The 21,243-nt window shown below is 71.0% G+C and carries 18 protein-coding genes; 5 read left to right on the top strand and 13 right to left on the bottom strand.

Annotated elements, in window-relative coordinates; translation table 11 throughout:
- Nucleotides 1-7: 7 nt before the first annotated feature.
- Nucleotides 8-505, top strand: a complete 498-nt coding sequence (locus tag CLV68_RS00755; protein WP_121388730.1) for a P-loop nucleotide/nucleoside kinase family protein — start codon at nt 8-10, stop codon at nt 503-505.
- 35 nt (nt 506-540) lie between these two features.
- Here the strand turns inward: CLV68_RS00755 and CLV68_RS00750 are convergent, their stop codons facing one another.
- The 11 genes from CLV68_RS00750 to pdxH all read right to left on the bottom strand — a co-directional run bounded on the left by CLV68_RS00750 (nt 541) and on the right by pdxH (nt 13,855).
- The gene (locus CLV68_RS00750; protein WP_170224015.1) at nt 541-2,373 is read right to left on the bottom strand and encodes an ABC transporter ATP-binding protein; all 1,833 of its coding nucleotides are present in this window, start codon (nt 2,371-2,373) and stop codon (nt 541-543) included.
- Nucleotides 2,370-4,133, bottom strand: coding sequence for an ABC transporter ATP-binding protein (locus tag CLV68_RS00745; protein WP_121388729.1), 1,764 nt, complete (start codon nt 4,131-4,133; stop codon nt 2,370-2,372). The genes CLV68_RS00750 and CLV68_RS00745 overlap by 4 nt, the downstream gene beginning before the upstream one ends.
- A gap of 270 nt (nt 4,134-4,403) precedes the next feature.
- Nucleotides 4,404-5,402: a septation protein SepH gene (gene sepH, locus CLV68_RS00740; protein ID WP_121388728.1), complete on the bottom strand. Its 999-nt coding sequence runs from the start codon at nt 5,400-5,402 to the stop codon at nt 4,404-4,406.
- Between the two features lie 269 nt (nt 5,403-5,671).
- Nucleotides 5,672-6,805 carry a phosphoserine transaminase gene (serC, locus tag CLV68_RS00735; RefSeq protein ID WP_121388727.1) on the bottom strand — a complete coding sequence of 378 codons (1,134 nt, stop codon included), beginning with the start codon at nt 6,803-6,805 and terminating at the stop codon, nt 5,672-5,674.
- Nucleotides 6,806-6,890: 85 nt separating this feature from the next.
- Complete coding sequence (locus CLV68_RS00730) at nt 6,891-8,252, bottom strand: serine hydrolase domain-containing protein (protein WP_121388726.1); 1,362 nt, start codon at nt 8,250-8,252, stop codon at nt 6,891-6,893.
- A 22-nt stretch (nt 8,253-8,274) separates the two neighbouring features.
- Nucleotides 8,275-8,895 (bottom strand): response regulator, encoded by a 621-nt coding sequence (locus CLV68_RS00725; protein WP_092780031.1) that lies wholly within the window; start codon nt 8,893-8,895, stop codon nt 8,275-8,277.
- A gap of 5 nt (nt 8,896-8,900) precedes the next feature.
- On the bottom strand, nt 8,901-10,082 hold the full coding sequence (locus tag CLV68_RS00720) for a sensor histidine kinase (protein ID WP_121388725.1): 1,182 nt from the start codon (nt 10,080-10,082) through the stop codon (nt 8,901-8,903).
- Complete coding sequence (locus CLV68_RS00715; protein WP_121388724.1) at nt 10,079-10,918, bottom strand: ABC transporter permease; 840 nt, start codon at nt 10,916-10,918, stop codon at nt 10,079-10,081. The genes CLV68_RS00720 and CLV68_RS00715 overlap by 4 nt, the downstream gene beginning before the upstream one ends.
- Nucleotides 10,915-11,748, bottom strand: a complete 834-nt coding sequence (locus CLV68_RS00710) for an ABC transporter ATP-binding protein (RefSeq protein ID WP_121388723.1) — start codon at nt 11,746-11,748, stop codon at nt 10,915-10,917. Before CLV68_RS00710 ends, CLV68_RS00715 begins: the two co-directional genes overlap by 4 nt.
- Nucleotides 11,749-11,832: 84 nt before the next feature.
- Entirely contained in the window at nt 11,833-13,140 is a 1,308-nt protein-coding gene (locus tag CLV68_RS00705; RefSeq protein ID WP_121388722.1) for an MFS transporter, read from the bottom strand.
- Between the two features lie 55 nt (nt 13,141-13,195).
- Nucleotides 13,196-13,855, bottom strand: a complete 660-nt coding sequence (pdxH, locus tag CLV68_RS00700; RefSeq protein ID WP_092779573.1) for a pyridoxamine 5'-phosphate oxidase — start codon at nt 13,853-13,855, stop codon at nt 13,196-13,198.
- A 306-nt stretch (nt 13,856-14,161) separates the two neighbouring features.
- Here pdxH and CLV68_RS00695 point away from each other — a divergent pair, with 306 nt between their 5' ends.
- Together CLV68_RS00695 and CLV68_RS00690 are read left to right on the top strand one after the other, a co-directional pair.
- Nucleotides 14,162-15,313 carry a citrate synthase 2 gene (locus CLV68_RS00695; protein ID WP_121388721.1) on the top strand — a complete coding sequence of 384 codons (1,152 nt, stop codon included), beginning with the start codon at nt 14,162-14,164 and terminating at the stop codon, nt 15,311-15,313.
- Nucleotides 15,314-16,239: 926 nt separating this feature from the next.
- A complete protein-coding gene (locus tag CLV68_RS00690; RefSeq protein WP_121388720.1) occupies nt 16,240-17,601 on the top strand; it encodes an APC family permease in 1,362 nt (453 codons plus the stop codon).
- Here the strand turns inward: CLV68_RS00690 and CLV68_RS00685 are convergent.
- Nucleotides 17,591-18,415: an MBL fold metallo-hydrolase gene (locus CLV68_RS00685; RefSeq protein WP_121388719.1), complete on the bottom strand. Its 825-nt coding sequence runs from the start codon at nt 18,413-18,415 to the stop codon at nt 17,591-17,593. The two genes, CLV68_RS00690 and CLV68_RS00685, sit on opposite strands and share 11 nt — an antisense overlap.
- A gap of 2 nt (nt 18,416-18,417) precedes the next feature.
- The gene (locus CLV68_RS00680; protein WP_121388718.1) at nt 18,418-18,981 is read right to left on the bottom strand and encodes a TetR/AcrR family transcriptional regulator; all 564 of its coding nucleotides are present in this window, start codon (nt 18,979-18,981) and stop codon (nt 18,418-18,420) included.
- Between the two features lie 64 nt (nt 18,982-19,045).
- Here CLV68_RS00680 and CLV68_RS00675 point away from each other — a divergent pair, with 64 nt between their 5' ends.
- Both CLV68_RS00675 and CLV68_RS00670 read left to right on the top strand, forming a co-directional pair.
- The gene (locus CLV68_RS00675; protein WP_246009613.1) at nt 19,046-19,930 is read left to right on the top strand and encodes an aldose 1-epimerase family protein; all 885 of its coding nucleotides are present in this window, start codon (nt 19,046-19,048) and stop codon (nt 19,928-19,930) included.
- A gap of 88 nt (nt 19,931-20,018) precedes the next feature.
- Nucleotides 20,019-21,230 carry an amidohydrolase gene (locus tag CLV68_RS00670; RefSeq protein WP_121388716.1) on the top strand — a complete coding sequence of 404 codons (1,212 nt, stop codon included), beginning with the start codon at nt 20,019-20,021 and terminating at the stop codon, nt 21,228-21,230.
- Nucleotides 21,231-21,243 lie beyond the last annotated feature (13 nt).

The raw sequence follows: 21,243 nt of genomic DNA, 5'->3' as shown, positions 1-21,243 counted from the left end.
ACCGCTGGTGGCAGAACGGGAATCGCTCGTCTACCTGCTCGCAGGCTTGCCCGGTTCGGGCAAGACGACCTACGCGCGGGCGCTGGAGCGCCGGGGCGTCACCCGGGTGTCGGTCGATGAGCGGGTGATCGCCCGGCACGGCCTGCTGGGTAAGGACTACTCGGAGTCCGCGCACCTCTCGTTGCTGCGCCCGGTCCTGGACGAGGTCCAGCGGCTGCTGGTCGAGCTCATCGAGCAGCGGCAGCCGGTGGTACTCGACCACGGCCTCGGCACCAAGGCCGAGCGGGACGCCTACAAGCGCCTGGTCACCGACCACGGTGGCCGGTGGCGGTTGGTGTGCTTCCCGGTCGACCGGGCCGAGTTGCTGCGGCGGCTCGCCATCCGCAACGCCGAGGCCGAGTCCGGGGTGATCACGCCGGAGACGCTCGACTGGATCGCTCGGCAGTCCGAGGAGCCGCATGACGAGGGCGAGGAACTGCCCGACGCCACGGTCCTGTTGTCCTAGGCCAGATCACCCGGGCCTGGTCGACCGAGCCGGGGTCAGGCGAGGGAGTCGCGCCAGGCGGTGTGGAGGTCGGCGAAGTGGCCGGGGGTGGTGGTGAGGTCTTGGGGGTGGCCGTCCTCGGTGACGCGGCCGTCGGTGATGACCAGGACCCGGTCGGCGATCAGCACCGTGGAGAGGCGGTGGGCGATGATCAGGGCGGTGCGGTCGGCCAGGACCGACTCCAGGGCCCGTTGGACCACGCGCTCGGTGGGCAGGTCCAGGCTCGAGGTGGCCTCGTCCAGTACCAGCACCGCCGGGTCGGCCAGGAACGCGCGGGCGAAGGCGATCACCTGGCGCTGGCCTGCGGAGAGCCTGCCGCCGCGCTTGCGGACGTCGGTGTCGTAGCCCTCCGGCAGGGCGCTGATGAACCCGTGCGCGCCGACCGCGTGGGCGGCTGCCTCGACCTCGGCGCGGGTGGCGGAGGGTTTGCCGAGCAGGATGTTGTCGGCGACCGAGCCGGAGAACAGGAAGTTCTCCTGGGTCACCATCACCACCGACCCGCGTAGCTCCACATCGGACACTTCCCGCACGTCGACCCCGGACAGCAGCACAGTGCCCGCGGTCGGGTCGTAGAACCGCGCCACCAGCTTCGCGATCGTCGACTTGCCCGCGCCGGTCGGCCCCACCAGCGCCACCGTCTGCCCGGCCGGGATGGCCAGGTCCAGTTCCGGCAGCACGATCGGCGTGTCCGGCCGGTACCGGAACTCCGCGCCGACGAACTCGATCGGCAGCCCACCCCGGTGCGGCGGCAGCGCGCGCGGCTGCGACGGCTCGGGGACGTCGGGCTTCTCCTCCAGCAGCCCGGAGATCTTCTCCAGCGCCGCGATCGCCGACGAGTACGAGTTGGCGAACATCGCGATGTCGTCCAGCGGCTCGTAGAACCGGCGCAGGTACAACGTGAACGCCGTCAGCACCCCGAGTTCCAGCGTCCCGTCCGCGACCCGGAACGCGCCGAACGCCAGCACCACCGCCAGCGACAGGTTGCCGACCAGCCGGACCGACATGGTGAACGTCGCCACCACGTCCAGCGACTCGCGCGCCGCGGACCGCACCCGGCTGTTCAGACCGTCCATGATGGACCGGTTGCGGTCCTCGCGGCGGAACGCCTGCACCGCGCGCATGCCGTTCATGGTCTCGACGTAGTGCACGATCACCGTCGCCGTGCGGCCGCTGACGCCGCGGTACGCCTGGTTGGAGCGGCGCAGGAACCAGCGCGTCACGAAGAACAGCGGCAGCGCGGTGACCACGGTCAGCGCGGCCAGGTCGAAGTCGAGGGTCAGCAGCAGCACGGTGATGCCCACAATGGACAGCACCGAGGTCAGCAGGTCGTCGATGCCCACCTCGAGCAGGTCGCCGAGGGAGTCGATGTCGCTGGTCTGCCGGGAGATCACCTTGCCCGAGGTGTAGGACTCGTGGAACGACAGCGACAGCCGCTGGGCGTGCTGGAAGATCCGCTGCCGCAGGTCGAGCACCAGGTCCTGCCCGATCCGGCCGGACAGCACGAGGAACCCGGCCCACAGCCCGGCCGAGGCCACGGTGCACCCCGCGTAGCCGACCACGCACCACGCCATGACCGTCGGGTCGCCGCGCAGCAGGTCCGGGATGCCGGTGTCGATCACCACCGCGATCAGCAGCGGCCCGGCCAGCCGCGCCGCGTTCTCCAGCACCACCATGACCAGACCGAGGACGGCCCAGCGCAGGTGCGGGCGCAGCAACGAGCCGAGCAGGGCCCGCGACCGCCGCTTGAGCTTGAGCCCGACCTGCCGGTCGATGTCCTCGGTGTCCTCGGCGGCGACCCCGCGCCACTGGTCGTCGGCCACCGCGCTCATGAGGCCACCTCGGCCGGTTCGTCATCCACGGTGGACAGCTGCTCGCGGTAGGCCGCGCAGGTCTTGAGCAGTTCCTCGTGCGTGCCGATCGCCGCGATCCGCCCCTGGTCGAGCAGCGCGACCCGGTCGGCGAGCCGCACCGTGCTCGGCCGGTGCGCGACCACCAGCGCGGTCACCCCCGACAGCACCGCGCGCAGCGCCCGTTCCACCTCGGCCTCGGTGTGCACGTCCAACGCCGAGAGCGGGTCGTCGAGCACCAGCACCTTCGGCCGCCCCACGACCGCCCTGGCCAGGGCCAACCGCTGCCGCTGACCGCCGGAGAGCGACAGGCCCTCCTCGCCGATCCTGGTGTCGAGCCCCCACGGCAGCCGGTCGACGAACTCCTCGGCCTGCGCCACCCGCAACGCCTCGCGCACCTGCTCGTCGGTGACCCCCGGCGCGCCGAGCGCCACGTTCTCGCGCACGCTCGCCGAGAACAGCACCGGCTCCTCGAAGGCCATCGCGACCACCGAGCGCAGGTCGGCCAGCCGCAGGTCGCGCACGTCGACCCCGTCGACGCTCACCCGGCCCGCGGTCACGTCGGCCAGCCGGGGGACCAGCATGGTCAGCGTCGACTTGCCCGACCCGGTCGCGCCGACCAGGGCCACCGTCTCGCCGGGCCGCAGGTCCAGGTCCACCCCGGCCAGCACCTCGCGGTCCGCGCCGGGGTGGGCGAACCGCACCCCGTCGAACCGGACCGCGCCGACGCCGTCGGCAGGCAGGTCCGCGGGGTGCTCCGGGTCGGTGATGGTCACCTCCGCGTCGCGCACCTCCCAGTACCGGGCGGCGGCGGTCGCGGCCTGGTTGGTCTCGGCGAGCAGCCAGCCGATCGAGTCGGTCGGCCAGCGCAGGTAGGTCGCCACGGTGATGCCCGCGACCAGCGTGCCCACCGTCATCGACCCGTCGGCCACGCCGAGCGAGCCGAACAGCAGCTGCGCGGAGATGCCCAGCTCGGGCAGCAGGATGATCGCGCCCCAGAGCGTCGCCAGCAGCCGGATCTTGCGCAGCTCGGTGCCCCGCAGCTCGCGGGCCCGCGCGGCGAACCGCCTGGCCAGGTGCGGTCCCCGGCCGAACGCCTTGAGCACCCGGATGCCCAGCACCGACTCCTCGACGACCGTGGCCAGGTCGCCGACCTGGTCCTGCGAGCGCCTGGTCAGCACCGCGTACTTGGACTCGTACTGGGTGGAGATCAGGATCAGCGGTGCGGCGCAGACCAGCGTGATCACGCCGAGCACCGGCGCCAGGAAGAACAGCACGACCAGGCCGAGCACCAGGGTCAGCGTGTTGACCACCAGGAAGATCCCGGCGAAGGCGATGAACCGGCGCAGCGTGGACAGGTCGCTGACCGCGCGCGAGAGCAGCTGCCCGGACTGCCAGCGGTCGTGGAAGGAGATCGGCAGCCGCTGCAGGTGGGCGTAGATGTCGGCGCGCATCCTGGCCTCGACCAGCGTGCTCGGCCCGGCGACCAGCTTGCGCCGCAGGTAGAACATCAGCGCCTCGGCCGCGCCGAGCACCGCGATCACCAGCACCAGCCACGGCAGCGGCCCGGTCTCCCGGCGCGCGACCGGCCCGTCGAGGATGTGCTGGAGGACGAGCGGGATGGTCAGCCCGCACACCATCGACCCCAGCACCGCGACCGCGGACAGGATGAACTTCCCCCTGGCCGGTCTCAGGTAGGGGGCGAGCCTGCGCAGCCCCGCCATGGTCGATACCTGATTCATCACGCCCCCAGAGGTCGCGCTCGACGGTAGCGACCGGATGCGGTGGGGGCATCCGAGTTTCGGGTCACCGGGGTGTCAAAGTCGTTAACGACCGGCCCCCGACCAGGGCGAGGTCAGCCGGAGCCACCTGGCTCACTGCGGACCAGGCCGAGCAGTGGTGCCAGGACGCGGGGCTCCCTGCCGCCGTGCTCGACTCCGTACCCGCCTGACCTGCTAAAACAGCGAAGCGGCACACCCAGTGGGTGCACCGCTTCGCCGAGCTCTTGACCGCTACCCGCGGTTGGACCGGGTGCCGAGCAGGACGTCCTCCCACGACGGCACGATCGGCCTGGCCTTCTTGGCCTTGGGCCTGCCGCGCGGGGGTTCCGACTTGCGGGCGGGCTCCTCGATCAGCGCGTCCTGCTCGGGGATCTCCGCCACCGGCTCGTCGGCCACCTGCTCATCCTCCTGCTCCACCGGTGCTGGCTCCGGCTCTGGTGTCAACTCGAAGTCCGCGACGAAGTCCGGCTCGTCGGCCACCACCGGCGCCTGCACCGCCGCCGGGACCGGGGTCACCGGCGGCGCGAACACCGCGGCGTCCAGCTCCGGGTCCGGCTCGGGCTCGACCGCGGGCGCCGTCCTGGGGGCTTCCAGGTTCAGCGCCGCCTGGGCGAGCTCGGTGACCGGTCGGACCGTGCGCAGCGGGCGGTTGGGCTGGGGGTCGAGCAGGTCGTGCGCGTGTTCATCCAGTGGGGACACCGTGCCGCCGTGGGCACCGGGGTGGAAGGACCAGTGCGCGCGGTTGAGGGAGCGGCCCGCGGTCCACGAGATCTGGACCACCCACTTGCCGTCCTCGCCGCGCCACGAGTCCCAGGCAGCCGCGGCGTAGTCCTGGCCGCGCAGCCCGAAGGCGTGCGCGACGACCTCGCCGAGGGTCTGCAGGTCGGGGCCGTCCTCGCGGACGGGGTGCGCCCGCTGCGCCAGTTCCGCGGTGCGCGAGCGCTCCAGCAGGACCGGGTAGGCGAAGCGCTCGACCTTGTGCGCGGGGATGCCCGCTGCCTCGCTCACCTGCTCGACGGACTCACCCGCGCGGATGCGGGTCTGGATCTCCCGAGGACGCATCTGGCTCTCCAGCTCGATCTCGATCTGGCCGAGTCGGGTGACGTCGCCGCGCGCGGCCGCACGCAGGCGCTCGTCGGCGGGGAGCGTGAAGCGCTCGCCACGTGCCGGGTCCTCGCAGATGACGGTCTTGCCGTCATCCGAGAGCCCGACGACCCGCAGCGCGCGCATCGCGAACCTCCCTGCGACCTGAGCGGACTTCACTCGCCAGCGTCCCACGGTAGATCGGCGTGGCGGATTAACGCGCTAGGCGCGCCGCGATCCCCGTGACATCTCGCCGTGATCTTGCCGTATCCGAGGCACTCCGCGCGACCGGATTGGTGCAGCGTTCACCCATTCGCGGGTGTGTTGTCGCGAACTCGGGAAAGTGTGGTGACACAGGCGATCCGAGTGACCACGCAGCGGTGCGACACGGGGCCGCACCGCTCGCGTGGACCGGCTCAGATCCGCTCGACGACCCAGTCGATCGCCGAGGTCAGCGTGGTCACGTCCTCGGGATCGACGGCCGGGAACATGGCCACCCGCAGTTGGTTGCGGCCCAGCTTGCGGTACGGCTCGACGTCGACGATGCCGTTCGCCCGCAGCGCCTTGGCCACCGCGGCGGCGTCGACCGAGTCGGCGAAGTCGATGGTCCCGACCACCTGGGATCGGTGCGCGGGGTCGGCGACGTACGGAGCGGTGTACTCGGTCTGCTCGGCCCAGCTGTAGAGCCGGTCCGACGAGTCCTTCGTGCGCGCGACGGTCCACTCCAGACCGCCGTTGCCGTTCATCCAGTCCAGCTGCTCGGCGAGCAGGAACAGGGTGGCGATGGACGGGGTGTTGTAGGTCTGGTCCTTGGTCGAGTTGTCCAGCGCGGTGGGCAGCGACAGGAACTCCGGCACCCACCGGTCGGACGCGCCGATCTCGGCGATGCGCTCCAGCGCGGCCGGGCTGACCAGCGCCAGCCACAGCCCGCCGTCGGCGGCGAAGGACTTCTGCGGGGCGAAGTAGTAGACGTCGAAGTCCTCGGCGCGCACCGGCAGGCCGCCCGCGCCCGAGGTGGCGTCGATGGCGACCAGCGCGCCTTCGGACCCGGCCGGCCTGCTCACCGGCACCGCGACACCGGTCGAGGTCTCGTTGTGCGCCCAACCGACCAGGTCGGCGCCCGACTGGTAGACGATCTCCGGCGCGCTGCCCGGCTCGGCGGACACCACGATCGGGTCCTGCAGGAACGGGGCCTTCTTGTTCACGGTGGCGAACTTCGACGAGAACTCGCCGTAGGTGAACAGCTGCGCGCGCTCGCGGACCAGGCCGAACGCGGCGGCGTCCCAGAACGCGGTGGTGCCGCCGTTGCCGAGGACGACCTCGTAGCCCTCGGGCAGCGAGAACAGGTCGCGCAGACCGGAGCGGACCCGCCCGACCAGGGACTTCACCGGCTTCTGGCGGTGCGAGGTGCCCAGCAGGGCGGCACCGGGACCGGCCAGCGCGGCGACCTGCTCGGGGCGGACCTTGGACGGTCCGCAACCGAATCGGCCGTCGGCGGGCCGGAGGGCTGCCGGGAGCTCCAACGTGCTCGGATCGGCGGTCTGCGTCATCTGGGCGCCTTTCTCCTGGAAAGGGTGACTGGGGACGACCCGGCGGCGTTGGCGGAGCGTGTGGTGCGTCCCCAGTCTGGCACCCTCAGCCCTCGCGGGTTCGCCAGCCCTGCTCGTCCACGCCACCCGGGATCGATTCCGGAGCACCGTAGGGCTCGCGGGTGAACACGAAGGTGGCCAGGTCGAGGTGGGTCACCGCGCCGGTCGTGTCGCGCTGCACGCGCAGGGTCTCGCCCGCGTAGTACCCGTCGAGACCGGTGAAGGTGTCGCTGCCCTCCGGCCGGAACCGGGACTGGCGGCCGCGGCCGGTCACCGGCACCAGGCTGACCCAGCCGTCGGGCAATAACTTGAGCACGTACGGGGTCGGACCCCAGTGCCACTGCCCGGTCAGCGCCAGCAGCGCCGGGTCGGCGTCGACCAGCGGCTCCCACTCGGTCGGCAGGGTGGGCTCGTGCTGCTCGGTCAGGTCGATCAGGTCGGCCGCGGTGGTGGCGATGCCGACGCCGGAGGTCGAGTTGGCCATGATCACCGCGCCGGTGCCGGTCTTCGGGTCGACCAGGTTCATCGCCAGGAAGCCGGGCATCGACCCGCCGTGACCGGCGAGCCTGCGGCCGTTCAGCTTGATCACCTGCAGGCCCAGGCCGTAGGCGGAGGTCCAGTGCGCGTCGTCGTCGATGTGCGCCGGTTCGCGCATCTCGGCGACGGTGTCGGGGTTGAGCACGTCGCCGGTGTCGCCGCCGACGAACCGGTTCCACCGCGCCAGGTCGAGCACGCTGCACCACAGCTGACCGGCGGGGGCCATCGCGACCGCGTCCGGGGTCGGCTCGTGCAGCAGGACGTCGGCGTAGGGGTGCACGGCCCAGCCGGTCGCCGCGGGCGCGATGGGGTGCGGGGTGGTGCGGTTGAGCTCCAGCGGCTTGAGGATCTCGGCCTCCAGCACCTCCAGCCAGCTCGCCCCGCGCAGCCGGGCGACCAGCTCGCCGAGCACGCCGTAGCCGACGTTGCTGTAGTGGAACCGCGCGCCCGAGCGGTGCCGCAGCGCGTCGGTGGCCAGGCTCTTGTCCAGGGCCGCGAAGTCCGCGCCCTCGGCCCGTTCCCACCACACCCCCGGCGACTCCGAGGTCAGGCCGCTGGTGTGGGCGAGCAGTTGGGCGATGGTGACCGCGCCGATCGCGGTACCCGGCACGTGCTTGTCCAGCGGGTCGTTGAGGTCGAGCCTGCCCTCGTCGCGCAGCCGCATGACCAGCGCGGCGACGAACGACTTGGTGATGGACCCGATCCGGTACTGGGTCTCGGTCGTGGGGGTCGCCCCGTCGACCTTGCCCCGCGCGCCGGTCCAGACGAGCTCGTGGCCCCGGACGACGGCCGCCACGAGCGAGGGCGCCCGGCTCTCGGCCTGTTCGACCGCGATCCGGCGCAGCAGCGCGTTCTCAGTGGTGTGCAGCATGAATGGAATTGTGCGTCATAACTCAACCCAATAAGCCGCGGGCCATGGCCGTCGTGACCGCGGCCGTGCGGTCGGATACGTCGAGTTTCGTGAATGTGCGCAGCAGGTGGGTTTTCACGGTGGCCTCGCTGATGTGCAAGGACGCCCCGATCTCGGCGTTGGTGCGGCCTTTCGCCACCAATCCGAGCACCTCGATCTCCCGGCCGGAAAGCGCCTGTTTGGCGGGTTGACGAACCTGTCGGACCAATCTTCCGGCTACGGAGGGTGCGAGCACCGTCTCACCGCGCTTGGCCGCCCGAACCGCGCCCGCCAATTCCGCGCGGGAGGCGTCTTTGAGCAAATAGCCGGAAGCGCCCGCTTCCACCGCGCGCAGGATGTCCGAATCGGTCTCGTAGGTGGTGAGCACGACGACCCGGCTCGGCCCGCCAGCCGCGACGATCCGCTCGGTCGCGCCCACCCCGTCCAGGCCGGGCATCCGCAGGTCCATCAGCACCACGTCCGGGCGCAGCGCGGCCACCACGGCCACCGCCTCACCGCCGGAGCCCGCCTCGCCGACCACGCTCAGGTCCGGCTCGGCCTCCAGCATCCCGCGCAGGCCCTCGCGCACCACCGGGTGGTCGTCGACGAGCACGATCGTGATCACGTCGGTCATGTGGGTACCTCCACGGTCAGTGTGGTGCCTGCCCCCGGCGCGCTGTGCACGGTGACGGTGCCCGCCACCTGCTCGGCGCGCGCCCGCATCCCCCGCAGACCGTAGCCGCCCGCAGGCGAGGCGGGGTCGAAGCCGGTGCCGTCGTCGGTCACCACCAGGGTGACGCCCAGGGGTGTGTGTCTGATGTCGACGGTCACCGAGGTGGCCCCGGAGTGTCTACGCACGTTGGCCATCGCTTCCTGGGCCGCGCGCAGCAGCACCACCTCGACCCCGGTCGGCAGCCCGGACGCGTCGCCCTCGGTGTGGAAGGCGACCTCGATGCCCGCCTCGGCGCCGAGCCGGTCGGCCAACCGCTGCACCGCCTCGGTGAGCGTCGCCTCGTCCAGCGCGCTCGGCCGCAACGCCGCGACCAGCGCCCTGGCCTCGGCCAGGTTCTCCCGCGCGGTGCGCGCCGCCAGGTCGAGCGCGTGCCGCACCTTCGCGCTGTCGCGGTCCACTTCGGATTCCGCGGCCTGCACCAGGGTCACGATGCTGGTGAACCCCTGGGCCAGCGTGTCGTGGATCTCCCCGGCCAGCCTGGTCCGCTCCTGGGCCACCCCCGCCTCGTGCGACAGGGCGGCGACCTCGGCCCGGCTGGCCTCCAGCTCGGTGATCAGCGCGGCCCGCTCGTGGCTCTGCGCGACCACCCGGTGCACGTAGGTCCCGATCAGCAGCGACAGCGACAACCCCAGGAACGAGGTCGGCAGCTGGCCGAGCCAGCCGTGCATCGACCCGAACCGCATCCCGGACAGCAGCGGCGGTACCACGTTGAGCAGCACCACCAGCGGCGCGGCCACCGGCAGCGGCAGCGCGATGAAGATCAACGGGCACATGACGAACAGCAGGAACGTGCTGTTGCCGACGAACCAGACCGCGGTCAGGAACAGCACCGTCGCGCCTGCGGCGAACACGGCGGCGTGCTTGCGGTTCTCCCGCAGGATCGCGTGCCTGCGGCCGTAGACCGCGTAGAACAGGGCGATGGCGGCCATCGCCACCACCGAGGCGAACCGGTCGGACAGCGAGGCGGGGCTCAGCAGCACGACCACGGTCACGAACACGAACCCGATCGCGAAGTACACGTCCCAGGTCCAGTAGTTCGTCGTGGACGCCTCCGCCTCGCCCCGCCGCCGCTCGGTCATCCCGCCCTGCGCTCGGTCCACCGGAAGCTGAGCAGGCACAGCAGCAGACCCACCACGCACCACGCGCCGAGCACGAGCGCCACCATCGGCAGTTCCCACGATCCCGCCACCTCTCCGACGGCCATGGAGTCGGGCAGCAGCACCGACCGGAAGCCCTGCCCCATCCACCGGACCGGGAAGAACGCCGCGACCTTGACCATCACGTCCGGCAGCGAGCTTATGGCGACGAAGACGCCGGAGGTGAACTGCAGGGCGATGACCGGCAGGTTCAGCACCGTCGCGGCGTTCTTGCCCGACTTCGCCAGCCCGCTCGCGGCGATGCCGACCAGGGTGCACGCGATCACCGACAGCACCAGGATCCAGGCCAGCGTCAGCCACTTCGCCGGGTCGGTCGGCAACTGGAGGTCGAACACCAGGACGCCGACCGCCAGCAGCAGCGCGACCTCGGCGAGGGTGGCCACCGCGACCAGGATGATCTTGCCGATGAAGTAGGCGCTCGCGGTGATCGGCGTGCCGCGCAGCCGCTTGAGGGTGCCGTCCTCGCGGTCGGCCGCGATGCCGACGCCCACGCTGGTGAACGCCGTGTTCAGGATGCCGTAGGCGATCATGCTGGCGGCGAACACCTGGCTCATCGACGCCCCGCCCGGCATCGCCTCGCCGGTGTCGAAGATGGACCCGAGCAGCAGCAGGACGAACGCGGGGAAGGAGAAGGTGAAGATCACCGCCTCCTTGGAGCGGAAGAACATCTTCACCTCGGCCGCGCCCCTGGCCAAGCCGTTGCTCAGCGTGGACGGCAGCGGGTGGGTGGTCTGCGGGCGTACCTGGGTCGTCGTCATGCCCTAGCTCCGATCAGGTCAAGGTAGATGTCCTCCAGGCTGGGCTGGCGCACCTGCAGCTCGCGGACGGGACCGCGCGCGGAGAGCTCGACGACCGTGCGCACCGGGTCGGTCGTGCGCAGCTCGTGCGGGCCGCCCGCGTCCACCCAGGACACCGTCGCGGGCGCCCGGTCGCGGCCGCCGACGGTGCGCGGCGTGCCCTCGGCGACGATCCGCCCGGCCGCGATGACCGCCAGCCGGTCGGCCAGTGCCTCGGCCTCGTCCAGGTAGTGCGTGGTCAGCAGGATCGTGGTGCCCTCGGCGGCCAGCGACCGCACCAGGTCCCAGAACTGCCTGCGGACCTCGGGGTCGAAGCCGGTGGTCGGCTCGTCCAGGAACAGCAGCCGCGGGCGGCCGATGATGCCCAGCGCCACGTCCACCCGGCGCCGCTGCCCGCCCGAGAGCGAGCTGATCCTGGCGCCTGCCTTCTCGGTGAGCCCGCACAGCGCGAGCACCTCCTCGACGCCGCGCGGGTCCGGGTAGTACCCGAAGAACTGGCGCACCGTCTCGCGCACCGTCAGGTCGGCCGCGTCGTTCGCGGTCTGCAGCACGATGCCGATCTCGGCCCGCCACCGCCGGTCGGCCGCGGCCGGGTCGACGCCGAGCACCCGCACCTCGCCGCCGTCGCGGTCCCGGTACCCCTCCAGGATCTCGGTCGTGGTGGTCTTGCCCGCCCCGTTCGGCCCCAGCAGGGCGAACACCTCACCCTCGCCGACCGCGAGGTCCACCCCCGCCACGGCGGTGTTGCCGCCGTAGCTCTTGCGCAATCCGCGCACTTCGATCGCGTTCATGACACCAATGCTGCGCCGGTCCGCGGCCGCGCACGACGATCGGGCGATGGAACCCGGGTGTCCACCGGACGGTGGACAGCTGTCCTACGACCGGGTGGTCTCGACCGCCTCGGGGGTGAACCGGAACCGCCAGAACGACGGCAGCCAGGCGACCGTGGCGACGGTCAGCACGACCACCAGGACCCCGCCCGCGGTGGCCGCGATCGCGGTGCTCGTCGCCGCGGCACCCCAGCCGTGCACCAGGTCGGCGATGCGGGGACCGCCTGCGACAACCACGGTGAACACGCCCTGCATCCGGCCGCGCATCTCGTCGGTCGCCTCGGTCTGCAACATCGAACTGCGGTGCACCGCGCTGATCAGGTCGGCGCCGCCGCCGATGGCCAGGAAGATGACCGCGAGCAGCAGCGAGCCGGTCAGGCCGAACGCCGCCATCGCCAGGCCCCAGCCGATGATCGACACCGTGATCACCGCGCCCTGCCTGCGGATGCGGGCGAAGGCCCCGGAGAACAGGCCGAACACCGCGGAGCCGATCGGGATCGCCGCGTACAGCCAGCCCAGCGCCGCACCGCCGCCCGGCGGGTCGCCGAAGGTGCGCTCGGCCATCTCCGGGAACAGCGCGCGCGGCATCCCGGCGACCATCGCGATGATGTCGACCAGGAAGGACACCAGCAGCAGCTTCTTGAGCGAGAGGTAGCGGAACCCGTCGGCGATGTCGCGCAGCCCCGCCTTGCGCGACGACCCGGCGCTGGGCGCGATCGGCGGCAGGAACCACACCGAGGTGAACGCGACGAACAGCGCCACCGTGTCGATCATGTACAAAGTGGACAGACCGAGCACCGGGATCAGCGACCCGGCCAGCAGCGGGCCGAAGACCATGCCGAAGGTGAACGTGGTGAAGCTGAGCGCGTTGGCCGGTGGCAGCAGCTCCGGTGGCACCACCCTGGCAACGGCCGCGCTGCGGGCGGGCATGTTGACCGCCACGAACGCCTGTTGCAGCCCGAGTAGCACCAGGACGACGGCGACCGACTCAAGTCCGGTGAACGCCTGCAACCACAGCAGCCCGGAGGTCACCGCGACGCCGAGGTTGCTGTAGAGCATGACCTTGCGCCGGTCGATGGCGTCCGCGATCGCCCCGCCCCACAGCCCGAACACCAGCAGCGGGACCAGGCCGACCGCGCCGGTCAGTCCCACGTAGCCGGACGAGCCGGTCAGGTCGTACACCTGCTTGGGCACCGCGACCGCGGTCAACTGGCTGCCCACCGCGGTGACCACGGTCGACACCCACAACCGCCGGTACTCGCGGATGCGCAGTGGCCGCGTGTCGATGACGACCTTGCCAAGGACGCCGCGGACCCGGCCGCGGCGCGCGGGTCCCTCCGTCTCGGTGCTCACAACCGGTTAGCTTAGGCTTGCTAAGCACCTGGGGGCTTGTGATTTAGCGCCCGGCTCACGGGCCGAGACGCTCGACCTTCCAGCCGTCGCGGCCGAGCCGATAGCGCAACCGGTCGTGCATGCGGTCCTGGCGCCCCTGCCAGAACTCCACGACCTCAGGCTGGATCCGCCAGCCACCCCAGTGCGGCGGCACCGGCACCGTCTCCGCGTCGGCGAACTGGCGCTCCACATTGGCCAGTGCCGACTCCAGCGAACCCCGCCCGCTCACCACGATCGACTGCGGCGACGCCCACGCCCCGAGCTGCGACCCGCGCGGGCGCCTGGCCCAGTACGCGGCGGTCTCGGCCTGGCTGACCTTCTCCACAGTGCCGCGCACCGTCGCCTGCCGGTGCAGCCCGTACCAGGGGAAGGTGGCCGACGCGGCCCGCGACGCCATCAGGTCGTGGCTCTTGGCCGAGGTGTAGTTGGTGAAGAACACCAGCCCCCGCGCGTCGAGCCCCTTGGCGAGCACGGTCCGCGACGACGGGTAGCCGTCCGGGGCCGCGGTCGCCAGGACCATCGCGTTGGGTTCGGCGAGACCGGCCTGCTTCGCCTCGTCGAGCCAGGTCTGCAGCTGTTCGTGCCAGGTCTCGGCGAGGTCGCTCTCGTGCAGGTCGCCGACCTCGTAGGCCACCCGCATGGTCGGAAGGTCAAGGACGATCTCGCCGTCAGCCATACCGCATCTCCTCACCGCTGCCGTGGGGGGCCACTTGACGGTACGGGGAATCCAGGTGAACGGAAACCGCCCGCACGGTGACAGCGGACACCAAGCGACCCGCGCTGGAGGTCCCCCACAATCTGGATCGTTTCACTGGATCGTGACCGAAGACACCGGTGTGAACGATTGCTAACCCCAGGGGTGAGGAGCATCGTGTGCGAAAAGCCGTGCAGTGGTGCCCGGCGTGGGCGATCTGCCTCGAGAGTGCCGCTGCCGACGCGAACCCGCGCAACCGTCGTGGACATGGCGTGAAAGGCGAGGCACATGCAGAACGCGGTGCAGGACATCCAGCAGAACCCACCGGCGGCCGCCGAACCGGATGACGGTTTCCGGCCGGGCCTCGAGGGCGTGGTCGCGTTCCGCACCGAGATCGCCGAGCCGGACCGCGACGGCGGCGCCCTGCGCTACCGCGGCGTGGACATCGAGGAACTGGTCGGCAGGGTCACCTTCGGCGACGTGTGGTCCCTGCTGGTCGACGGCCGCTTCGGCTCCGGCCTCCCGCCAGCCGAGCCGTTCCCACTGCCGGTGCACTCCGGTGACGTCCGGGTCGACGTCCAGGCCGGTCTGGCCATGCTCGCCCCGATCTGGGGCTACCGGCCGCTGCTCGACATCTCCGACGACGAGGCCCGCGAGCAGTTGGCCCGCGCCTCGGTCATGGCGCTGTCCTATGTGGCCCAGTCGGCGCGCGGCATCCACCAGCCCGCCGTCCCGCAGCGCCGCATCGACGAGTGCGCCACCATCACCGAGCGCTTCATGACCCGCTGGCGCGGCGAACCCAACCCGGCCCACGTCGCCGCCATCGACGCCTACTGGGTCTCCGCCGCCGAACACGGCCTCAACGCCTCCACCTTCACCGCCCGCGTCATCGCCTCCACCGGTGCCGACGTCGCGGCCTCCCTGTCGGGCGCCATCGGCGCGATGTCCGGCCCCCTGCACGGCGGCGCCCCCGCCCGCGTCCTGCCGATGATCGCCGAGGTCGAACGCAGCGGCGACCCGCGCGGCTTCGTCCGGGGGATCCTCGACCGCAAGGAACGCCTGATGGGCTTCGGCCACCGCGTGTACCGCGCGGAAGACCCCCGCGCCCGCGTCCTGCGCCGCACCTGCCGGGAACTGGGCGCCGAACGCTACGAGGCCGCCGCCGCCCTGGAACAGGCCGCCCTCGCGGAGTTGCGCGAACGCCGCCCCGACCGCGCCATCGAGACGAACGTCGAGTTCTGGGCCGCCGTCATCCTGGACTTCGCCCAGGTCCCCCCGCACATGATGCCCGCCATGTTCACCTGCGCCCGAACCGCGGGCTGGTGCGCCCACATCATGGAGCAAAAGCAAACCGGCCGCCTGGTCCGCCCCGCCGCCAAGTACATCGGCCCCGCCCCGCGCGGCCCGGAGTCCATCGAAGGCTGGGACACCATCGCCTGACCGCACCGCTCCACCTGGAGGCGGGTCCCTCTTGGGACCCGCCTCCTTTCCATTCCACAGTGGACCTCCGCCCTCCCTCAATCGGGTGAATCTCAACCCGCCCACCCAGCCCTCACGATCGTTGGCCCCCGCACACCCGCCGCAGTCGTGGGTCCCGCACCCGGCCTTCACCAATCGTTGGTCCCCACACGCCCCTCACAGGCGTTGCTCCACAGGTGCCCTCCTCGGGTGCTAGCCCAACGCGTCCTACTCGGGCGTTGCCCCAATGTGCCCTTGTCGGGTGCTAGCCCAATGTGTCCTGCCTGGGCGCTGCTCCAACGTGCCCTTCTCATGCGTTGCCCCCACCGTGTCCTGCCGGGCGATGCCCCAACGTGCCCATCTCGGGCGCTAGCCCAACGTGCCCATCTCAGGCGTTGCCCCACCGCGCCCCTCTACGACGTTGGCCCCCCAACGTGCCCCTCCCAGACGTTGGCCCACACGCGCTCCTCGGATCCGCTGGTGCCAAGCCGGCTCGATGGGGCGGACTTGTTTTGTGTGGGGGGACAGCAGCCGTAGCGTCGTTCACGCGGCAGGGCCTGCTTTTCGGCCCCTGCTTTGTGGTTCTGCCACGGTTGTTGTAGGGGCCCCGCGCAAAACAAGTTCGCCGCATCGAGCAAGCTCGAAACTCGCGCCCAGGCCAATGCCGCAGGCGAGGCGTTGATCGTCGACGCCGCAGGCGAGCACGAGAGCCGGAACACCCTCAGCTCAAGATCAAACCCGCCAAAGCACCCCCCGATATACAGCTTACCGAGCAGCACCGACAATCCGCCCCGAGCGACCAGCCCCCTGTGGACAACCCGCGTAGACACCCCCGAACACCCACCCCCGAACACCCACCCCAAACATCCCACGTTTAACCCCTCCCCCCACGGGAGATGTGAGCCTGCATGACCACCCAGGAGAGTGAGCAGCCCGAGTTGAAGCGGGTCATCGGACCCGGCCTGCTGCTGCTGTTCGTAGTCGGCGACATCATCGGCACCGGCGTATACGCGCTAACCGGCACCGTCGCCGGAAAAGTCGGCGGCGCTCTCTGGCTCCCCTTCCTCCTAGCGTTCGCCGTCGCGTTCCTGACGGCGTTCAGCTACCTGGAGCTGGTCGGCAAGTACCCCAAAGCCGCAGGCGCCGCCCTCTACGCGAACAGGGCGTTCAAGGTCCAGTTCCTCACGTTCATGGTCGCCTTCGCTGTGATGTCGTCTGGTATCACCTCGGCAGCGTCGGCTGCGCAAGCGTTTGGGAACACCTATCTGAAGAAGCTCATGGGCGACTCGCTCGCCATCCCCACCGTCTGGATCGCGGTCGGGTTCATCGTGCTTCTAGCGGCGGTCAACTTCCGGGGTGTCGCTGAGTCTCTATGGGCGAATGTGGTTCTTACGATGATTGAGCTCTCCGGCCTGCTCATCATCATCGTGGTCGGCTTCTACGCGATCGGTTCAGGGCAGGGCGACCCGGGCAGGCTCGTCGAGATCGACACCACTGGGCAGACGCCTCTTATCGCGGTCAGTTCCGCGACTGCGTTGGCGTTCTTCGCGATGGTGGGCTTTGAGGACTCGGTCAACATGGCCGAGGAGTGCCGCGAACCGACGAAGATCTTCCCGCGCGCCATGCTCCTCGGTATGGGGATCGCCGCCGTCATCTACGTGTTGGTGGCACTGACCTCGTCGCTGCTGGTGCCCGCCGACGAACTCGCCGGGGCCAAGAGCGATGCGCTGCTCAAGGTGCTCTCGGTCGGCGCGCCGGGCTTCCCGCTGTGGGTGTTCGCGTTGATCGGGCTGCTCGCGGTCATCAACTCGGCGCTGATCAACATGCTGATGGCGAGCAGGCTGGTCTACGGAATGGCCAACGAGCGCATCATCCCCCGAGTCTTCGGCGTCGTTCACCCCATGCGCCGCACGCCATGGGTGTCGATCGTGTTCACCAGCCTGATCGCGGTAGTCCTAGTGGCCGCCGTGGACATCAACCTGCTCGGTGGCACTACCTCGCTCCTCCTGCTGATCGTCTTCACGGTCGTCAACGTCGCAGTCCTGGTACTGCGCAAGGAGAAGGTCGACCACAAACACTTCCGCGCCCCGACAGCGCTACCGGCCATCGGCGCCATCGCTTGCGCCTACCTGGCCAGCCCACTGTCGGGCCGTCCCGCGCGCGAGTACGTGATCGCCGCAATCCTCCTCGGCGTGGGCGTCCTGCTCTGGTTCGTGAACCGACTCGTGGTGGGCCGTATGCAGGTCGACCCGGAGAAGCTCAGCGTGTAAAGGCGTCTAGCTCCACCACGTCGTGCGCGGAGAAGATCCGCACCTCGTCACGGTGGTCGCGGAGCATGGCCCGCAAACGCTCCTGGTTGGCCTTGCGGGCCTTGCCCTCCACCTGCATCAGCGACTGGAACACGCGCAACCCCGGCGGACAAGATGGCTCTACCGCCATCTCGGCCTGGTTGAAGTAAGAGTCACCAGCGTGCAGCAGCCAGCCCTCGTCCGACCGGACCGCGACACCGCAATGCCCACGCGTGTGCCCAGCCAAGGGCACCAGCCGGAAATCGTCGGACAGCCCTGTCAGGCCGCGCACAGCCTCTAGGCCCATCCAGCGGTCGCCGCCACCACCTTCATGGACCTCCCACTTAGGCCCATGTGCCCAGTGCGCCTTCCGGTAGCGCTGACGCTCGGCGCTAGTCGCAGGGTCCAACGCCGCCCGCAACTCCGGCCCGTAGACGTGCACCCGCGCGTCCGGGAAGTCCACGAGACCGCCCGCGTGGTCCAGGTCCAGGTGGGTCAGGACGATGTGCCGCACGTCCGCCGGGTCGTACCCTAGGGCCGCGACCTGCCGTACCGCCGCCTGCGCCACGTCGAACACCGGTCGCACCAGGGCCACGAACGGTCCGGGCAGGGTCGCCTTCGGCGTGGTCAGGTCCCGGACCCCGAAGCCGGTGTCGACCAGCACGAGGCCGTCCTCGGACTCCACCAGCAGCACGTGGCACACCATGTGCGCGAACCGGAAGAGCCCGGGCGAGCCGTCGACGAAGCCGCCGCCGGGCGGGTGCATCGAGCCGCAGTCCAGGTGGTGCACGCGCATCGTCAGTTCCCCTTCAGCAGTGGCGAGAGCATGGTGGCAACCGCTCGCAGCGGTGCGACGTCGCGTTGGCTGCGGGCCACGAGTTGCGCGCCCTCGATGGCGGCCAGGATCGCAGTCGCCAGCGCGTCCGGCTCGGCGAGACCGTATCCGCGCAGGTGGGTGCTGATCACCCCGTGCCACGACGTGAACGCGTCCGCGCAAGCCTGTCGGACCCGGTCCGAGCCGCCCGCGTCGTGTGCGACCGTCCCGATCGGACAGCCGCGCTGGAAGTCCGAGTCGGTCAGCTCGGCCGCCAGCGTCTCCGTGATCACCGCGAGCGCGGCCGCCGGGTCCGGGGTCTGGCTGAACGCGACGTCCACCCAGCCGCACACCTCGGCGGCCGCCAGTTCCACCGCCTCGGCCGCCAGTTGTTCCTTGCCCTCGGGGAAGTGGAAGTACAGCGACCCCTTGGGCAGCCTGCCCTCGCTGATCACCTGGTTCATGCCCGTGCCGTGGTAGCCGCGGGCGCGGAAGAGGTCGACCGCGGTGCGCAGCGTGCGGTCGCGGGTGTCGGTGCGGCGTGCCATGGCGGCTACTATACAGACCGGTCTAGTAATGCCGAGCCCCGCGAACCGTCATAGGCTCGCGGGCATGGAGATCGAGATCAGCTCCGGCGGCGCCCGGGCCGCCATCACCACCGCGGGCGCCACGCTGCGCCTGTTCGAGGTCGACGGTGTCGCCTACCTGGAGACCTTCCCCGCGGGCGAGGCCCCGCCGATGGGGTCCGGTGCGGTGCTGGTGCCGTGGCCGAACCGGGTCGCGGGCGCCCGCTGGACCCACGGCGGCAAGACCCTCGACCTCGACGTCACCGAACCGGCGCGCGGCAACGCCAGCCACGGCCTGGTCCGTCGCGAGACCTGGACCGTCGTCGAGTCGACCGCCGACAGCGCCACCCTCGCGGTGACGATCGACGGCCGCCCCGGCTGGCCGTTCCCGTTCCGCGCCACCATGACCTACGCCGTCGACGGCACCGGCCTCACCGTCACCCACGGCGTGGCGAACCTCGGCACCGAGCCCATGCCCTTCGGCGTCGGCGCGCACCCGTACCCGCGCCCCGGCCGCGCCGAGGTCGACGACTGCGTGCTCGCCCTGGCCGCCAGCACCCACCTGCCGCTCGACCCCGAGCGCATGGTTCCGTCCGGCCCGGCCACCCCGATCGCCCGCTTCAGCCAACTGGTCCGCGAGGTCACCCTGGACGACGCGTTCGGCGGCTGCCAGCCGTCGGCGGACGGCCTGGTCCACCACACCCTGCGCGGCCCCGGCGGTGGCGTCGACCTGTGGGCGGACCCGGTGTTCGGCTGGGTCCAGGTGTACACACCGGACTCCTTCCCCGGCCACGACGGTGGCGCCGTCGCCATCGAGCCGATGACCTGCCCGCCGGACGCGCTCAACTCGGGCACCGACCTGCTGACCGTCCTGCCCGGCGCGTCGTGGGCGGCCTCGTGGGGCCTTCGCCCGGTTCCCGGCACCCGGTGACCGCCCGGTCACCGCGCGCCGATGGCGAAGACCTGCTGACCAGGCCGTTCGCCGGGCCGGGCGGGCCGGTCGCGGTTAGGGTCTGCGCGTGATCACAGCGGTTACCGGCGGCTATGTCGTCCCGATTGACGGTCCCCCGATCCAGGGCGGCACCGTCCTGTTCGACAACGGAAAGATCCTCGCGGTCGGCCCGGCGGACGAGGTGAGCGTCCCCGACGGCGCCGAGGTCGTCGACGCGTCCGGCTCCTGGGTGCTGCCCGGCTTCGTCGAGGCGCACGGCCACCTCGGGGTGCACGAGGAGGCCGAGGGCTGGGCGGGCCAGGACACCAACGAGATGACCGACCCGAACACCGCCAGGGTCAAGGCGATCGACGCCATCAACCCCGCCGACGAGGGCTTCCGCGACGCGCTGGCGGGCGGGGTCACCTCGGTGGTGATCAAGCCGGGCTCGGGCAACGTGATCGGCGGCCAGACCGTCGCGGTGAAGGTGTGGGGCCGCACGGTCGACGAGATGCTGCTGCGCGACCCGGTGTCGATGAAGAGCGCCCTCGGCGAGAACCCCAAGCGGGTGTACGGGGACAAGAAGGTCATGCCGTCCACCCGGCTCGGCGTCGCCGCGATCATCCGCGAGGCGCTCACCAAGGCCCAGGACTACAAGGTCCGCCGCGACCACGCGCACGCCGAGAACACCCCGTTCGAGCGCGACCTCACCCACGAGGCGCTGGTCCGCGTGCTCGACGGCGACCTGCCCTGGTGCCAGCACGCGCACCGCGCCGACGACATCGCGACCGCGCTGCGCCTGGCCGAGGAGTTCGGCTACCGCCTGGTGCTCAACCACGGCACCGAGGCGCACCTGCTGGCCGACCTGATCGCCGAGCGCGACATCCCGGTGGTCATCGGGCCGCTGTTCACCAGCCGGGTGAAGGTCGAACTGCGCCAGCGGACGCTGCGCAACCCGGGCATCCTGGCCAGGGCCGGTGTGCGGATCGCGATCACCACCGACCACCCGGTGGTGCCGATCAACTTCCTGGTGCACCAGGTCACGCTGGCCGTCAAGGAGGGCCTCGACCCCGAGGTCGGGCTGCGCGCCATCACCGCCAACCCCGCCGCGATGATGGGCATCGACGACCGGGTCGGCGCGCTCAAGCCCGGGCTGGACGCCGATGTCGTCATCTGGTCGGGCGACCCGCTCGACGTGATGAGCCGCGCGACCCGGGTGTTCGTCACCGGGCAGCAGGTCTACACCTTCAACGCCGAGACCGGCCTCGGCGAGACCGAGGATCCGTACTACCGGGGCTGACACCCGCGGCACC

Origin of the sequence: Actinokineospora cianjurensis, assembly GCF_003663795.1 — a bacterium.
In the GTDB taxonomy this organism is placed as follows: Bacteria; Actinomycetota; Actinomycetes; order Mycobacteriales; family Pseudonocardiaceae; genus Actinokineospora; species Actinokineospora terrae.
The sequence above is the reverse complement of the archived record's forward strand: the minus strand, read 5'-3'. Positions and strand labels throughout refer to the sequence as shown.

Coding starts and splice junctions, on each gene's coding strand:
- CLV68_RS00750 (WP_170224015.1), bottom strand. CDS start 2,373: ATGAGCGCGGTGGCCGACGACCAGTGGCGCGGGGTCGCCGCCGAGGAC.
- CLV68_RS00745 (WP_121388729.1), bottom strand. CDS start 4,133: ATGAATCAGGTATCGACCATGGCGGGGCTGCGCAGGCTCGCCCCCTAC.
- sepH (WP_121388728.1), bottom strand. CDS start 5,402: ATGCGCGCGCTGCGGGTCGTCGGGCTCTCGGATGACGGCAAGACCGTC.
- serC (WP_121388727.1), bottom strand. CDS start 6,805: ATGACGCAGACCGCCGATCCGAGCACGTTGGAGCTCCCGGCAGCCCTC.
- CLV68_RS00730 (WP_121388726.1), bottom strand. CDS start 8,252: ATGCTGCACACCACTGAGAACGCGCTGCTGCGCCGGATCGCGGTCGAA.
- CLV68_RS00720 (WP_121388725.1), bottom strand. CDS start 10,082: ATGACCGAGCGGCGGCGGGGCGAGGCGGAGGCGTCCACGACGAACTAC.
- CLV68_RS00715 (WP_121388724.1), bottom strand. CDS start 10,918: ATGACGACGACCCAGGTACGCCCGCAGACCACCCACCCGCTGCCGTCC.
- CLV68_RS00710 (WP_121388723.1), bottom strand. CDS start 11,748: ATGAACGCGATCGAAGTGCGCGGATTGCGCAAGAGCTACGGCGGCAAC.
- pdxH (WP_092779573.1), bottom strand. CDS start 13,855: ATGGCTGACGGCGAGATCGTCCTTGACCTTCCGACCATGCGGGTGGCC.
- CLV68_RS00695 (WP_121388721.1), top strand. CDS start 14,162: ATGCAGAACGCGGTGCAGGACATCCAGCAGAACCCACCGGCGGCCGCC.
- CLV68_RS00690 (WP_121388720.1), top strand. CDS start 16,240: ATGACCACCCAGGAGAGTGAGCAGCCCGAGTTGAAGCGGGTCATCGGA.
- CLV68_RS00685 (WP_121388719.1), bottom strand. CDS start 18,415: ATGCGCGTGCACCACCTGGACTGCGGCTCGATGCACCCGCCCGGCGGC.
- CLV68_RS00680 (WP_121388718.1), bottom strand. CDS start 18,981: ATGGCACGCCGCACCGACACCCGCGACCGCACGCTGCGCACCGCGGTC.
- CLV68_RS00675 (WP_246009613.1), top strand. CDS start 19,046: ATGGAGATCGAGATCAGCTCCGGCGGCGCCCGGGCCGCCATCACCACC.